This is a genomic window from Chryseobacterium sp. Leaf180 (assembly GCF_001424585.1).
Lineage (GTDB): Bacteria > Bacteroidota > Bacteroidia > Flavobacteriales > Weeksellaceae > Chryseobacterium.
Map to the genome: position 1 here is coordinate 19,803 of NZ_LMPJ01000001.1, position 16,348 is coordinate 36,150.

General features: G+C 40.3%; 9 protein-coding genes. All 9 read left to right on the top strand.

What is annotated here, in order from left to right; translation table 11 throughout:
- Positions 1 to 4 precede the first annotated feature (4 nt).
- The 9 genes from ASG01_RS00080 (at position 5) to ASG01_RS00120 (ending at position 16,336) form a co-directional block, all read left to right on the top strand.
- Entirely contained in the window at positions 5 to 640 is a 636-nt protein-coding gene (locus tag ASG01_RS00080) for a bifunctional 4-hydroxy-2-oxoglutarate aldolase/2-dehydro-3-deoxy-phosphogluconate aldolase (RefSeq protein ID WP_055858066.1), read from the top strand.
- Complete coding sequence (locus ASG01_RS00085) at positions 641 to 1,933, top strand: MFS transporter (RefSeq protein WP_055858071.1); 1,293 nt, start codon at positions 641 to 643, stop codon at positions 1,931 to 1,933.
- A 17-nt stretch (positions 1,934 to 1,950) separates the two neighbouring features.
- Positions 1,951 to 4,416, top strand: coding sequence for a glycosyl hydrolase family 95 catalytic domain-containing protein (locus ASG01_RS00090; protein ID WP_055858074.1), 2,466 nt, complete (start codon positions 1,951 to 1,953; stop codon positions 4,414 to 4,416).
- A 14-nt stretch (positions 4,417 to 4,430) separates the two neighbouring features.
- Complete coding sequence (locus tag ASG01_RS00095) at positions 4,431 to 6,149, top strand: glycoside hydrolase family 43 protein (protein WP_082498261.1); 1,719 nt, start codon at positions 4,431 to 4,433, stop codon at positions 6,147 to 6,149.
- Positions 6,150 to 6,336: 187 nt separating this feature from the next.
- On the top strand, positions 6,337 to 7,950 hold the full coding sequence (locus tag ASG01_RS00100) for a glycoside hydrolase 43 family protein (RefSeq protein ID WP_082498262.1): 1,614 nt from the start codon (positions 6,337 to 6,339) through the stop codon (positions 7,948 to 7,950).
- Positions 7,951 to 8,280: 330 nt separating this feature from the next.
- Entirely contained in the window at positions 8,281 to 10,209 is a 1,929-nt protein-coding gene (locus ASG01_RS00105) for an alpha/beta hydrolase-fold protein (protein ID WP_055858077.1), read from the top strand.
- Between the two features lie 89 nt (positions 10,210 to 10,298).
- The gene (locus ASG01_RS00110; RefSeq protein ID WP_238584487.1) at positions 10,299 to 11,675 is read left to right on the top strand and encodes a glycoside hydrolase family 43 protein; all 1,377 of its coding nucleotides are present in this window, start codon (positions 10,299 to 10,301) and stop codon (positions 11,673 to 11,675) included.
- Between the two features lie 49 nt (positions 11,676 to 11,724).
- On the top strand, positions 11,725 to 13,731 hold the full coding sequence (locus ASG01_RS00115; protein ID WP_055858084.1) for an NPCBM/NEW2 domain-containing protein: 2,007 nt from the start codon (positions 11,725 to 11,727) through the stop codon (positions 13,729 to 13,731).
- A 22-nt stretch (positions 13,732 to 13,753) separates the two neighbouring features.
- Entirely contained in the window at positions 13,754 to 16,336 is a 2,583-nt protein-coding gene (locus tag ASG01_RS00120) for a TIM-barrel domain-containing protein (protein WP_055858088.1), read from the top strand.
- Positions 16,337 to 16,348 lie beyond the last annotated feature (12 nt).

Consider the following 16,348-nt stretch of genomic DNA (forward strand, 5'->3'; position numbering starts at 1 on the left):
CACCATGTATGCGATTATTCAAACCATAAAAGATCAAAAAATTCTTCCGCTTTTTTACAACGAGTCTTTTGAAGTTTCTAAAAATCTCACGAAAGCTCTTTATGACGCAGGAATTCGCGCGATTGAATATACAAACCGCGGTGCGAAGGCTCTTGAAAATTTCACAAAACTTAAAGAGATTTCAGCGTCAGAATTCCCGGGACTTTTATTGGGAATCGGAACGATTAAAAATAAAGAAGAGCTACAAAATTACATTGATGCGAAAGCCGATTTTGTGATCACACCGATTATGAATGAAGATTTGGTAAAAGAATCTGCAGCTAAAAATATTCTGATGATTCCAGGTTGTTTCTCGCCTTCCGAAGTTAATATCGCGTATCAAAACGGACTTAGAATGGTTAAAATTTTCCCTGCCGATGCGCTTGGAAAAAATTATATTAAATCAATTCAGCCGGTTTTTTCGGGAATGAATTTTATGCCGACTGGGGGCGTAGATGCTGATCTTAAGGACATCAAAGAATGGCTTGCAGGCGGCGCAGTTGCTGTTGGTTTGGGAAGTTCGCTTATGAAATCTGATCTTTCAACAGAACAACTTACAGAAAAAGTAAAAAAACTATTACAACAATTAAATCAGAACTAAATGCAGGCTCCAAAAAACCAAAATATCAGGTGGTTTATGCTTTCGCTGGTCTTTCTCGCCACGACCATCAATTATCTCGACCGACAGGTGATGGGTTTGCTGAAACCTGTTCTTGAAAAGGAATTTAACTGGGACGAAAAGGATTACAGCTACATTGTAATGGCTTTTACGACGACGTATGCCATCGGATATCTGGCGATGGGAAGATTCATCGACAGAGTCGGGACAAAAATCGGGTACGCAGTTTCGTTGATTGTATGGAGTTTAGCGTCTATCGGTCATGGTTTTGTAAAAAGCACCGTCGGATTTTTAATTGCGAGAAGTACACTCGGAATCAGCGAAGCAGGAAATTTTCCGGCGGCGATAAAATCAGTTGCCGAATGGTTTCCGAAAAAAGAAAGAGCATTAGCGACAGGAATTTTTAATTCCGGAGCGACCGTCGGAGCAATTTTAGCGCCGCTTCTCGTGCCGTTCATCCTTGCTAATTACGGATGGAGACAGACTTTTGTCTGGATTGGTGCGATTGGTTTGGTTTGGATTGTTCTGTGGTGGAGATTTTATCAAATCCCGGAAAAGACAAATAAACTCAGCAAAGAAGAACTCGCATACATAAAAAGCGATCAGGCAGGAATCACTGAAGAGCAGTCTAAAGTGCCGCTTTCCGAAATTTTAAAATATAAAGTCACATGGTCTTTTGCGATTGGAAAAGTGATGACCGACCCGATCTGGTATTTCTTCATGTTTTGGCTTCCGGCATATTTTGCGGATGTTTTCAAAATGGACTTATCAAAACCTTCGATTCCTTTAATCATTATTTATAGTGGAACGACGCTCGGTAGTATTGGCGGCGGTTACCTTTCTTCAATGCTCATTAAAAAAGGCTGGGAAATCAAAAAAGCGAGAAGCGTTACGATGCTCTTATTTGCACTGATGGTTGTGCCGGTCATGTTTTCAAAATATGTCGACAATATGTGGATGATCACGATTATCATTGCTTTTGCGACGGCCGCACATCAGGGCTGGGGTGCAAATCTGATGACGACGGTTGGCGATAAACTTCCAAACAATTATGTAAGTTCTGTGATCGGTTTTGGCGGAATGCTCGGTTCAGTCGCAGGAATTATTTTCCCGTTATTCATCGGAATTGTGCTTGATACTTTCAAAAAATCAGGCAACATCAACGGCGGTTACAACATCATTTTCTTTATTGCAGGAATGTCTTACATCGCGGCATGGGGAATCATCTGGATCATTAACAGAAAACCTTCGAAAAATCAGATAAAATCGGTTTGACATTTTAAAAATGAAATATGAACTTGAAGTTTTCCATATTAACCTTGTGTCTTTTCCTAACCACATTTTCCTTTGCCCAAAAAGGAGGGAAATATAAGCTTTGGTATGATAAACCTGCCATTCAATGGGTGGAAGCGTTACCGATTGGAAACGGCAGACTGGCAGCGATGGTCTTTGGAGATCCTTACAGAGAGAAACTGCAGCTCAACGAAGGAACTTTTTGGTCGGGCGGTCCTTCAAGAAATGATAATCCGGATGGTCCCAAAGTGTTGGATTCTATCCGCTATTATTTATTTAATGGAAATTACAAAAGAGCGGAAATCCTTTCCAATAAAGGCTTAACGGCAAAAACACTTCACGGTTCGGCATTTCAGAATATCGGTGATTTGAATCTTGATTTTAATAATCTTGGCGATGTTAAAGATTATTACCGTGAACTTGATATTGAAAAAGCAATCACAACAACCACTTTTTCTTCCAACGGAATTCATTATAAAAGAGAAGTTTTTGCGTCAATTCCGGATCAGGTTATTGTGATAAAACTGAGTTCAGACAAAAAAAATGCACTGACTTTCAATGCCGGATTCGACAGCGAACTCAAAAAAAATGCAAATGCGATTGATGCCAATACCTTGCAGATGAATGGCCTTTCTTCCACGCTGGACGGTGTTCAGGGACAAGTGAAGTTCAATGCACTGGCGAAATTCATTACCAAAGGCGGAAAAACTTCTATTTTAGGAAACGGCATTTCTGTTGCCAATGCCGATGAAGTAATGATTCTTATTTCAATCGCCACCAATTTCACAGACTACAAAACTTTAAATACAGATGAAGTTTCCAAAAGCAAAAAATATATTGCACAATCAGAAACTAAAAATTTCAATACTTTATTTAAAAATCATCTCAAAAATTATCAGAATTATTTCAAAAGGCTAGAGCTAGATCTTGGAACTTCTCCTGCATCACAATTTCCAACAGATATTCGAATTAAAAACTTTGCAACAACTTACGATCCTGAGCTCGTTTCACTCTATTATCAGTTCGGACGCTATCTTTTAATTTCCTCATCGCAACCGGGCGGACAGCCTGCCAATCTTCAGGGGATTTGGAACAACTCCAACAAACCGGCGTGGGACAGCAAATACACCATCAACATCAATACGGAAATGAATTACTGGCCGGCAGAAAAGACCAGCCTTCCGGAAATGCACGAACCGCTGATTCAACTGATCAAAGATTTGAGCGTAACCGGAGCAGAAACAGCAAAAGTAATGTACAAAAGCCGAGGTTGGGTCGCACATCACAACACGGATATCTGGAGAATTACAGGTGTTGTCGATTTCGCCAATGCAGGACAATGGCCGATGGGAAGCGCGTGGCTCTCTCAGCATTTGTGGGAAAAATACCTTTATAATGGAGATGAAAATTATCTAAAATCTATTTATCCCGTTCTGAAATCCGCGACACAGTTCTACGAAGATTTCCTGATAGAAGAACCTACACACAAATGGCTCGTAGTGAGTCCGTCGATGTCTCCCGAAAATATTCCTAAGGGAAACAAAGGAAGTGCTTTGGCAGCAGGAAATACGATGGATAACCAGCTGATGTTTGATTTATTTAACAAAACTAAAAAAGCTGCACAGATTTTAAATGTAGATTCAGATAAAATTTCGGTCTGGAATAATATCATTTCAAAATTACCACCAATGAAAATCGGCCGCTATGGGCAGCTGCAGGAATGGATGGAAGATTGGGACAACCCGAACGACAATCACAGACACGTTTCGCATTTGTACGGATTGTTTCCAGGTAATCAAATCAATCCTGTCACAACACCGGAACTTTTTGATGCTGCAAAAACTGTTTTATTACACCGTGGCGACGTTTCCACAGGTTGGTCGATGGGCTGGAAAATCAATCTCTGGGCTAAACTTCTGGATGGAAATCACGCCAACAAATTAATAAAAGACCAATTGACTTTGGTGGAAAAAGACGGTCGGGGACAAAATGGCGGAACCTATCCAAACTTATTTGATGCCCATCCGCCGTTTCAGATTGACGGAAATTTTGGCTGTACTTCAGGAATTACCGAAATGCTTTTGCAGACCCAAAACGGAAGCATCGACATTTTACCCGCACTTCCCGACGAATGGAAAAATGGAAATATTTCCGGACTGAAAGCATATGGCGGTTTCGAGATCAGCATTGTTTGGAAAGATCATCAGGCGACGGAAGTAATTATCAAGTCGACTCTTGGCGGAAATTGCAGAATCAGCGTTCCCAATGAAATGGAATTAAAAGGAAAATCGAAACTCAAAAAATCAGAAGGCAAAAACACAAATCCTTTTTTTGAAACTCCTGAAATTAAAAACCCGATAATTTCGCCGGAAGCAAAATTGAATGCGGTCAAAATGAAGGAAGAATTCAAGTACGATTTTCCGACAGAAGCAGGCAAAACTTACACTTTAAAAATTAAATCATAATCTAAAATATAACAATGAAAAAGATAACAATGAATCCCAATTTTGTTCGAAACAGAACCTGCATTTTTGCTGCTCTCGCTTTACTTTCGGTAAGCAGTTTTTCAGCACAAACCTTCACGGACTTTTCCTACAAAGGAAATGATAAAATCTACGCAAACAATCCTCTCAAAGAAAACGAGTTTTACACTCCAATTCTTCAGGGCTGTTATCCCGATCCGAGTATTACAAGAAAAGGAGACGATTATTACCTGGTGAATTCTTCATTTTCAATGTTTCCGGGCGTTCCGATTTTTACTTCTAAAGATTTGGTAAACTGGAAACAGGTTGGTCACGTTCTCGACAGACCTTCTCAGCTTAAAGTAGAAAAAGGAGGCGTCTCTCAGGGAATTTATGCGCCGGATATCAAATACAACAAGTACAATGACACGTTTTATATGATTACCACCCAGATTGCCGGCGGAGTCGGAAATATGGTCGTGAAAACAAAAGATCCTGCAAAAGGCTGGAGTGAAGTTAAGAAACTGAATTTCGACGGAATCGATCCTGCCATTTTCTTTGATGACGACGGTAAAGCCTACATTGTTCACAATGATGCACCACCAAAAGGAACAGAGCAGTACAACGGTCACCGTGTCATCAAAATGTGGGATTATGATTTGGAAAAAGATCAGGTTGTGGCTGGTTCAGATAAAATTATTGTGAACGGTGGCGTGGATCTTTCCCAAAAACCAATCTGGATAGAAGGTCCACATTTATATAAAAAGAACGGAAAATATTTCCTGATGTGCGCAGAAGGCGGAACTGGCGGTAACCATAGTGAAGTTATTTTTATGTCAGATTCTCCGAAAGGGCCTTTCATTCCTGCGAAAAATAATCCTATTTTAACTCAAAGATATTTTCCGAAAGACAGAAAAGATAAAGTAGATTGGGCTGGTCACGCCGATTTGGTGGAAACGCCTGATGGAAAATATTACGGCGTGTTTTTGGCCATTCGTCCCAACGAAAAAGGTCGTGTGAACCACGGAAGAGAAACCTTCATTCTTCCCGTAGACTGGAGTGGTAAATATCCTGTTTTTGAAAACGGTTTAGTTCCAATGAAGCCAAAATTGAAATTACCGGAAGGCGTAAAAAATCAAACCGGAGAAAACGGATTTTTCCCGAACGGAAATTTCACATACAACGATAAACTGACAGACAAAAATCTTGATTTCCGATGGATTGCAATGCGTGGACCTCGCGAAAATTTCATTACGGTTACTAAATATGGCGTAAAAGTGAATCCTATGGAAACGAATATCAAAGCATTGGCTCCGGTTTCGGCATTATTCCACAGATTACAGCACGAAGATTTTGAAACTTCAGTAACACTTGATTTCAAACCAAAATCTGAAAAAGAATTAGCCGGAATCACTTGTTATCAGAGCGAAAGATTCAACTACGTTTTCGGAATTATCAAAAAAGGCAAAGACTATTATATCGTTCTGGAAAGAACCGAAAAAGGAAGTTCAAAACTGATTGCAAGCGAAAAGATTGCCCTTTCAAAAACCATCAAATTGCAGGTAGTTGGCGAAAAAGATGATCTCAATTTCAATTACGCTGTGGACGGTAAAAACTTCAAGAATCTTGGTGGTCCGGTTTCCGGAGATATCCTTTCTACTGATGTGGCAGGCGGTTTTACAGGAAGTTTGATTGGTTTGTACAGCACGTCTTCTAACGATATTGTCCCTAACTAAATTTTAAAATCAAAATATTTTTGGCAGCTTAATCCGCCTTCCGCTCTCAATCTTTTTATTATTGCGAACAATGTGAAGCGATCTGTTGAACTTTTCATCAATCGCAATAACAAAAAGGATTTCCGCTCAAGTCGGGCTGCTTTTATGCAGCGTTCCAAAATATTACAGACAATAAAATATCAAAACCGTGAAAATTAATAAACCATTTTATATAGTTTCTCTTTTCGGATTTATCGGGCTGAATCTACTTTCAGCTCAGGTAAATCCTACTGAGAAACAACAGAAGACAGCATTTACAAACCCAATCATTTGGGCCGATGCGCCGGATTTATCGATCACAAGAAACGGCGATGATTTTTATCTCATCAGCACCACAATGCACCTGATGCCGGGCGCTCCGGTGATGCATTCCAAAGATTTGGTTCACTGGGAAATGGCAAGTTATGTATTTGACATGTTAAATGACAATTCTAAATACGATTTGATAAACGGAACTGTTTACGGACGCGGGCAATGGGCATCGTCAATCCGCTTTCATAAAGGGAAATATTACGTTTTGTTTTCCCCGAATGACGAGCCGTTCAAATCTTATTTTTATGTTTCCGACAATCCTGAAAAAGGAAACTGGAAACTGATTACCAGAACCAGACATTTTCACGATGCATCTTTGCTTTTTGATGATGACGACAGGGTTTACGTGTTCACGTCCAACAAAGTTTTTGAATTAAGTCCAGATTTTAAAGAAGTCATCGGAAATCCTGAAGGAACGGTGGTTTTTAAAAAAGATGCTTCGGAAACCGGACTTCTGGAAGGCAATCAAATTATAAAGAAAGACGGAAAATATTATATGATGATGATTTCCTGGCCAAGAGGTGGAAAACGCCGTCAGGAAGTTTACAGAGCTGATCAGGCGACCGGACCTTACGAGAAAAAAATCATTTTGGAAGACAATTTCCTCGGATTTTCCTATGCAGGACAAGGTGCTTTGATTGATGATAAAAACGGAAATTGGTATTCGCTAATTTTTCAGGATAGAGGTGGAGTTGGACGTGTTCCGATTTTAATTCCTGTAAAATGGGAAAACGGTTGGCCGGTTTTAGGTGACAACGGAAAAATTCCTTTGAATGGTGAAGTTCCGCTTCCTCCCTTCAAACCTAAAAATAGCATCGTTGAGAGCGATGAGTTTTCAGATAATAAGTTAAAAATCCAGTGGCAGTGGAATCATAATCCGGTGAATGAATCCTGGTCTTTATCCGATCGAAAAGGATTTATGAGACTGAAAACGGGTAGAATTGTAGATAATCTCTATGCCGCTCCCAATACTTTAACCCAAAGAATGGAAGGCCCGAAATCTACCGCGATTGTTGCTCTGGATTTGAAAGGTATGAAAGATGGCGATGTTACAGGTTTCAGTGCGTTCAACGGAGATTCAGGGATTTTGTCGGTGGTAATGGAAGGCAGTAAAAAGTTTGTCATTTTTGAAACAGATGAGGTAAGTTTAGACAATAAAACTAAAGCAATTTTGGGTGTTAAAAAAGACGAAAAGAAGAGATTTCCATTAAACTCGGACAAGGTTTATTTTAAAATTGACGTCGATTTCAATCTCGGAAAAGATCTGGCCAATTTCTCGTACAGCACCGATCAGAAAATCTGGACGGAGATGGCGAAAGATTACAAAATGATTTTCGATTACCGAAGATTGTTTATGGGCTCCAAATTTGCCATTTTCAATTATGCCACGAAAAGTACAGGAGGTTTTGTAGACGTAGATTTTTTCAGGGTGAATAAAAGTTCCGAGTAAAAGAAATGGAAGTAGGTTTTGGGCAGCTGTATCCGCGCGAGTTTATCCTGAGCTAGTCGAAGGGTTCCCGCTTTTTTGTTTCGCTCCGCTACACAAAAAGAGCTCCACTCAGCTCGGGCTGCGAGTGATTCGGCGTAATAAAAAAAAATTTGTTCCGTAGGAGCAAGCTGTTAATAGCAAAAAGTTGCATCACCAAACCAAAGCCTCGTAGAGGCGACCTGCCAATTAAGATTACGAAAGTTGACCAGGAAAAATGAAAAAAAGATAAACCAGTGCAGGTATTATTTTTTTGTCTAAAATAATAAGTGTAAAAATTACAAATAAAAAATTATGCGAAATTCAGTTGTATTTGCTTTAGGTTTTATTTTGTCAGGAATGTTTATTTCTGCACAAACTTTTGATAAACAGGCTCCGCAAGGTTTCGATGTTGAAAAAAAAGATATTGCGCACGGGAAAATTGACTCGGTTCAATATGCATCAAAAACAGTCGGAACTACAAGAAAAGCTCTGATTTACACGCCGCCGGGATATAAAAAAGGAATTAAATATCCGGTTTTATATCTTCTTCACGGCATTGGCGGCGACGAAAAAGAGTGGTACAAAAACGGAACACCACAAATTATTCTCGACAATCTTTACGCACAGGGAAAACTCACGCCGATGATTGTCGTTTTACCCAATGGAAGAGCGATGAAAGACGACCGCGCTACCGGAAATATTATGGCAAAAGATAAAGTGGAAGCGTTCGCAACCTTTGAAAAAGATTTGCTGACCGACCTGATTCCTTTTATCGAAAAAAAATATCCTGTAAAGAAAGACAGAGAAAACCGCGCGATTGCCGGACTTTCAATGGGTGGCGGACAAACCCTGAATTTCGGACTCGGAAATATCGACAAATTCGCCTGGGTTGGCGGATTTTCATCGGCTCCCAACACCAGAGAACCTCAAAAATTGCTTCCAAATCCGCAAAGAGCCAAAGAACTGAAACTGATTTTCATTTCCTGTGGCGACCAGGACGGATTGATGCCTTTCAGCAAAAGAACGAGTGATTATCTGACAGAAAATAAAATCCCTCACATTTTTTACATCGAACCGGGCGGTCACGATTTCAAAGTCTGGAAAAATGATCTGTACATCTTTTCCCAATTGATTTTTAAACCTGTCGACCAATCCAAATTTTCGGAATTTACGGTTTTTGGAACACCACCCGAATCTAACATCCGAAATGCCCAGTTTCCACAGATTTTACCCAACGGAAAAGCAATGTTTAAAGTAAAAGCTCCCGATGCACAGAAAGTTCAGATCGATTTAGGCAAAAAATATGATTTCAAAAAAGAATCAGACGGAGTGTGGACAGCGACCACAGATTCTTTAAGCGAAGGCTTTCATTATTATTCATTATTGATTGATAATGTAGCGCTTGCAGATCCGTCAAGCAAATCATTTTACGGAATGGGAAGATTCGCCAGCGGAATCGAAATTCCTTTTGCGGGCGATGATTATTATGCATTAAAAGACGTCCCTCACGGCGAAATCAGGATCCAGAATTTCTTTTCAAAAGTGACCAATTCCTGGAGAAGAGTTTTCATCTACACGCCGCCCGGTTACGACAAAAATGTGGATGAAAATTATCCTGCGCTCTACATTCTTCACGGTGGTGGCGAGGACGAAAGCGGTTGGGCAAATCAGGGAAAAGCCAATTTGATCCTTGATAATCTGATTGCAGAAGGCAAAGCAAAACCAATGATTTTAATAATGCCGGATGCAAATATCGGTCCCGCCGGATTCGGAAATTTTGGGGTTAGAAATCTTCAGATGTTTGAAAAAGAACTCAAAGAATCGGTCATTCCTTTTGCAGAATTGAATTTCAGAATTAAAAAAGATGCGCCAAACAGAGCTTTGGCAGGACTTTCAATGGGCGGAATATATACGCTTTATACAGGAATTCAGAATTCTGAAATGTTTTCGTCGTTAGGCGTTTTCAGTTCGGGATGGATGTTGCCGACGCTTCAGAAAGTGGCTGATGATGAGTACAAATTTTTAGCTGATAACAAAGTGAAATTCAATTCAAATATTAAGAATTTCTGGATTGCGATGGGCGGAAAAAATGATATTGCGTATCAGAACAATCAGATAATGATGAAGAAACTGGATGGATTGGGCATTAAATATTCCTATTCCGAATATCCCGGCGGTCATACCTGGCCGGTTTGGAGAAATAATTTGTATCAGTTTGCTCAATTGCTTTTTAAGGATTAAAAAAATTTAATTAAGAACGATCACAAAAAGACAATCATCTGAACTGATCACCGAATACCACTCACTATTTAATTTTTATTATGAAAACGATGGTTAAAAATATTTTTAAAGTAAGCTTAACCGTGATAGGAACATTAGTTTCTGCCCAGAATCCCATCATCCAGACCAAATTCACGGCCGATCCTGCGCCAATGGTTTACAAAGACACCGTTTTTCTGTACACCAGTCACGACGAGGATGACGCGTTCGGATTTAAAATGAAAGACTGGCTGTTGTACACTTCAACCGATATGGTCAACTGGACAGATCAGGGCGTGGTGGCTTCATTAAAGGATTTCAAATGGACAGACCCGGAAAACGGGGCTTGGGCGCCTCAGGTTATAGAAAGAAACGGCAAGTTTTATATGTATTGCCCAATGCCCGGACAAAGAGGAATCGGAGTTTTGGTGGCCGACAGTCCGTATGGTCCGTTCAAAGATCCTATCGGAAAACCGCTGGTTAAAAATTCAAGTGACGATATCGACCCGACAGTTTTGATTGATGATGATGGACAGGCTTATCTGTACTGGGGAAATCCCAATCTTTGGTATTTAAAACTGAATAAAGATATGATTTCTGTTGATGGGCCAATCGTAAAAGATCAGTCGATTGCAAAAGTGAAAGGCTCGCCGGATCCTTTCCATTATCAGGAAGGGCCTTGGGCCTGGAAACGAAACGGAAATTTTTATATGGCGTATGCCTCAACTTGCTGTCCGGAGGGAATTGGTTATGCAATGGGCAAATCGGCAACCGGTCCGTGGGAATTTAAAGGAATGATTATGGACAGCGACAAACGTTCCAACGGAAATCATCCTGGAATTATTGATTTTAAGGGTAAATCTTACGTTTTCGGTTTCAATTATAATCTTGGAAAACAGTCAGTCAGCAAGCATTATGAACGCCGTTCCATCTGTGTGAGCGAACTTATTTACAATACCGATGGTACCATTCAAAAATTACCGTTTTGGAATCCTGAAAGCGTAAAAAGAATTGCGACTTTGAATCCTTATGAAAAGGTGGAAGCCGAAACGATTGCTTACAGTGAAGGTTTAAAAACAGAAAAAATGACCGAATGGGAAAGAAATAATCCCTACGACACGGGCAAAAAAATTACTGACCGAATGGTGGTTTCATCTATCAATAATGGCGATTACCTTAAAGTTCAGGGCGTTGATTTTTCTAAAGGAAGTAAACTCCTGGAAGTCTCAGTTGCATCAATAAATGGCGGGACGATAGAAATCCATACAGATTCATTGGATGGACAACTATTAGGAACTGTTCAAGTTGTCGGAAAAGCCGAAGGTGATGTTTTTAAAACTATCAAATCTCCTGTTAAAAATGTAAAAGGAATTCACGATTTATATTTTGTGTTCAAAGGAAACAAAGACCTTTTCTATTTTGACTGGTGGAAATTCAGTTCTAAATAGGGCTTTATTTAAACTTTAAAAAGTTTCTTATTTCGCTTAAACTTTTAAAATGTACAGATTTAAACTTTTTATTTTAAGTTTTTTCACCGGATGTTGGTTAAATGCGCAGAATGTCGTTTGGCTGGATGAGCTCGACCTTAGTGTTTCTACGCAGGGTCACGGAACGCCTGGCATCAATACTTCAGTTGCGGGAAAACCGCTGACGATTGCAGGCGAAGTTTTCAAAAGAGGATTTGGCACGCACGCTGAAAGTTCTTTGCTGATCAACCTAGACGGAAAAGCATCAAAATTCACTGCGTTAGTAGGTCTGGATGATGAAGTGAAGGGGCAAGATCCAGCCGTGGAATTTGAGATTTATGGCGACAACAGAAAGCTCTGGTCAAGTGGAATTATGAAATTGGGAGACAAAGCTAAACCTCTTTCTGTTTCACTAAAAGGCATCAAACAATTAGAATTGTTGGTCACCGACGGCGGCAATGGTCCTTATTATGACCACGCCAACTGGGTTGAAGCAAAATTTGAAACTGACGGTGCGGTTACCGTAAAAACATTCAATCCCATTTCATCCGAAGAATATATTTTAACGCCAAAATCTCCTGCAACGCCAAGAATCAATTCGGCAGCAGTTTTCGGCGTTCGTCCAGGTTCTCCATTCTTGTTCAGGATTCCTGCAACCGGGGAACGACCAATGACATTCTCTGTAAAAGGTCTTCCAAGAGGATTAAAATTAGATTATCAAACAGGAATTATCACAGGAAAACTGGATAAAACAGGAATTTATGAAGTGGAATTGACCGCCAAAAATGCAAAAGGAAAAACTTCGAAAAAATTTAAAATAAATTGCGGCGAAAAGATTGCCCTCACGCCAACGATGGGTTGGAACAGCTGGAACTGTTTCGGACTTGAAGTCTCGGCCGATAAAGTAAAACGCGCTGCGGATGCTCTGATTAAAAGCGGATTGGCAGACCACGGATGGAGCTACATCAACATCGATGATTCCTGGCAGTATAACCGGGATTCCAAAGGTCATCCTAAGATGCGTGATGAAAAAGGATTTATTATTCCCAATGCCAAATTTCCTGATATAAAAGGCCTTGCAGATTATGTTCACAACAACGGATTGAAAATAGGAATTTATTCTTCTCCCGGTCCGTGGACCTGCGGTGGATCTCTCGGCAGTTACGGCTACGAAAAACAGGATGCCGAAAGCTATTCAAAATTTGGAATCGATTACTTGAAATACGACTGGTGCAGCTATGGAGGTGTCCTCGACGGTCTGCCGGAAAACGATCCTTTTAAAGTTCCTTCTTTGGCATTTCAGGGTGGAGGCGATCCGGAGAAAGGCGTAAAACCTTTCAAACTGATGGGTGATTTACTCCGTCAGCAGCCACGCGATATTGTCTACAATCTTTGCCAATACGGGATGGGCGATGTCTGGAAATGGGGAGATAAGGTTGAAGCGCAATCCTGGAGAACCACCAACGATATTACTGATACCTGGGCGAGTGTGAAAAGTATTGCACTGGCTCAAGATAAAGCCGCCCCGTTCGCAAAACCGGGCAACTGGAATGATCCTGATATGCTGGTAGTTGGTGAAGTCGGCTGGGGAAATCCGCACAAAAGCCGTTTGAAACCCGATGAGCAATATCTTCACATCAGCCTTTGGAGCATATTTTCAGCACCGCTTCTTATTGGTTGCGACCTGGAAAAACTTAATGATTTCACACTAAATCTTTTAACGAATGATGAGGTAATTGCTGTGAATCAGGATGCTTTGGGAAAACAGGGCGTTTGCCTTCAGACAGTCGGCGAACTTAAAATCTATGTAAAAGAACTGGAAGACGGCAGCAAAGCGGTCGCATTTGCCAATTTCGGAAGAGAACAAGTGAGTATGAATTATAAAGATTTTTCAAAACTTGGAATATCAGGAAAACAAACAATCCGTGATCTCTGGCGACAGAAAGATATTGCGAAATTAAATACTGTAAACGAAAGCCTGCCATTGGAAATCCCGGCCCACGGTGTCGCTTATTACAGGTTTATCGGAAGTAAATAATCACATTTTAAAATACTTTAATATGAATTGGAAAACAATCATCTGCCTTTTTATTCTGTTTCCCTTATTTGGAAGCGGACAAACCTACCTCAGTCATATCGTCAATAAAGATGGTGTGACGGTAAAGCTGTCAGAAGGTATTTTGAAACTAAATCCTGTTCATAAAAATGCGGTTAGAATACAATGGATAAAAGATTTACCCGCGGAAGAACTTGAGTTTGTGTTGATCAATAAGCTGGGAATTCCAAAATTCAAATGTTCGGAGGATAAAGATTTTTTAAAACTTAAATCAGGAAATGTGACGGTTTTGTTCGATAAGAAAACTTCCAGACTAAAATTTCTTGATAAAAAAGGAAAAGTGTTGCTGTCTGAAGCGATATACAGTCGGAAATTAACCGACAACACCGTTTCATCCCAGCCTTGCTACATAGCAGAACAGGGTTTTGAAACACCATCTGATGAATATCTTTTTGGCTTGGGACAGTTTCAGGACGGTCATTATAATCTGAAAAATATCAGCAGAAAACTCATTCAGGTCAACAGCCAGATTGCCTTGCCATTCCTTTATTCATCAAAAGGGTATGGTATTTTGTGGCATCAGTACGGCTTATCGTGGTTCAATCCGGCGGACAATAATGTGGAACTGAAAAAAGAATCGTCTTCCAAAGGAGAAGAAAAAGAAGTGACCACAACCAGCGGAACGATGAAGGTTTCCCAGCAGCAGGCCTTCTACAAAGGCAAATTATCTTTAAATAAAGATTCCGACTATACTTTTATGCTCGATCTGGGCGATATGGATAACCGCCATTTACTGATAATTGACAGAAAACCGGTGATTGACCAATCCAACCTTTGGCTGCCTCCAGCTGTCAGCACAAAAATTAGTTTGAAAGCTGGTGAACATCAGATTGAGGTTGTCTGTAAAGCCTCCAACACACCAGTTTTAAAATGGAGCGAAGCAGGTGATGTCACAACTTTCCGTTCGCCTAACAGCAAAGCCTTGGATTATGTTTTTTTTGCCGGGAATGATACCGATGAAGTGATAGAGGCTTACAGAGAACTTTCCGGTGAGGTTCCGATGCTTCCGAAATGGGCTTTTGGATATTGGCAGTGCCGGGAAAGATACACTTCAGCTTCGCAGCTTGTGGAGACTGTGAAAGAATTTAGAAAAAGAAAATTGCCAATGGATGTCATCGTTCAGGATTGGCAGTATTGGGGGAAATACGGATGGGGCGTTCCGAAATTTGATGAAAAGAATTATCCGAACCCGGAACAGTTCATTGAAGAATTACATCAGTTAAATTCAAAATTCTCCGTATCCGTATGGGAAAATTTAGATAAAAAATCAGATGTTGCGATAGATTATCAAGGTCTTTACATTCCGGACAGTCCGTGGATTGATATTTATAATCCGAAAACACAAAATGTACACTGGAATGCCTTGAATGATAACCTTTTTAAATATGGTGTTGATTCCTGGTGGATGGATGCGACAGAACCGGAAAACGATGCATTGGCGGGGAAAAAAACGTATTTCGGAGCCGGAGAATTTTACAGATTGACGTATCCTTTATTTGTGAGCCAGGCGGTTTATGACGGACAGAGAAAAACAAATCCTGAGAAAAGAGTGGTGATTTTAACACGATCTGCATTCCCCGGTCAGCAGCGGTACGGAACCATCAACTGGTCGGGAGACATCGGCTGGGATTGGGATACTTACAAAAGACAGATCGTCGCCGGACTTAATTATTCATTGACCGGAATGCCGTATTGGACAACCGATATCGGTGGCTTTTTCCGACCGGGTTCTTCTCAATATACCGACCCAAAATACCACGACATATTGATGCGTTGGTTTCAATGGGGAGTTTTTTGCCCGATTTTCAGGACTCACGGTTACCAATCGGAAACTGAACCTTGGAAATATGGCGATAAAGTGGAAGGCGAAATGCGGGATTTAATCAATCTTCGGTATCAGTTATTGCCTTATATTTATTCTCAATCTTGGGAAGTTTCTCACAATAATTCTACAATAATGCGTCCGATGGTGATGGATTTCAAAGATGATCCGGAAGCAGTGAAACAGGCGTATCAGTATATGTTTGGAAAATCGATTTTGGTTGCTCCTGTCACAATGCCGGAAGCAAAAAACTGGCAAGTCTATCTTCCAAACGGAACTTCGTGGTACGACTTCTGGACGGATAAAAGCTATGACGGCGGACAAGATATAACGGCTGATGCTTCTGGAAACAAAATTCCCCTGTTCGTCAAATCAGGATCTATTATTCCTTTCGGACCGATAATGCAATATTCTTCCGAAAAATCAAATGATGCATTGACCATTAAAGTGTATGCCGGACAAAACGGTTTTTTTGAACTTTATGAAGATGAAGGCGATAATTACAATTATGAAAAAGGAAATTACAGCCTGATTCCATTTTCCTGGAACGAGAAAAACAAAACTTTGAAGATTGGCGAGCGGAAAGGTTTATATGAAGGAATTACAGAAAAAAGAATTTTCAATATCAGCTTAATCGGTTTGAATGGTAAAATAGTCAGCAGAAAAATTCTGTATGATGGTCGTGCTGTTATGTCAAGATTTTAAAGAAATAAATTG

Coding starts and splice junctions, on each gene's coding strand:
- ASG01_RS00080 (WP_055858066.1), top strand. CDS start 5: ATGTATGCGATTATTCAAACCATAAAAGATCAAAAAATTCTTCCGCTT.
- ASG01_RS00085 (WP_055858071.1), top strand. CDS start 641: ATGCAGGCTCCAAAAAACCAAAATATCAGGTGGTTTATGCTTTCGCTG.
- ASG01_RS00090 (WP_055858074.1), top strand. CDS start 1,951: ATGAACTTGAAGTTTTCCATATTAACCTTGTGTCTTTTCCTAACCACA.
- ASG01_RS00095 (WP_082498261.1), top strand. CDS start 4,431: ATGAAAAAGATAACAATGAATCCCAATTTTGTTCGAAACAGAACCTGC.
- ASG01_RS00105 (WP_055858077.1), top strand. CDS start 8,281: ATGCGAAATTCAGTTGTATTTGCTTTAGGTTTTATTTTGTCAGGAATG.
- ASG01_RS00110 (WP_238584487.1), top strand. CDS start 10,299: ATGGTTAAAAATATTTTTAAAGTAAGCTTAACCGTGATAGGAACATTA.
- ASG01_RS00115 (WP_055858084.1), top strand. CDS start 11,725: ATGTACAGATTTAAACTTTTTATTTTAAGTTTTTTCACCGGATGTTGG.
- ASG01_RS00120 (WP_055858088.1), top strand. CDS start 13,754: ATGAATTGGAAAACAATCATCTGCCTTTTTATTCTGTTTCCCTTATTT.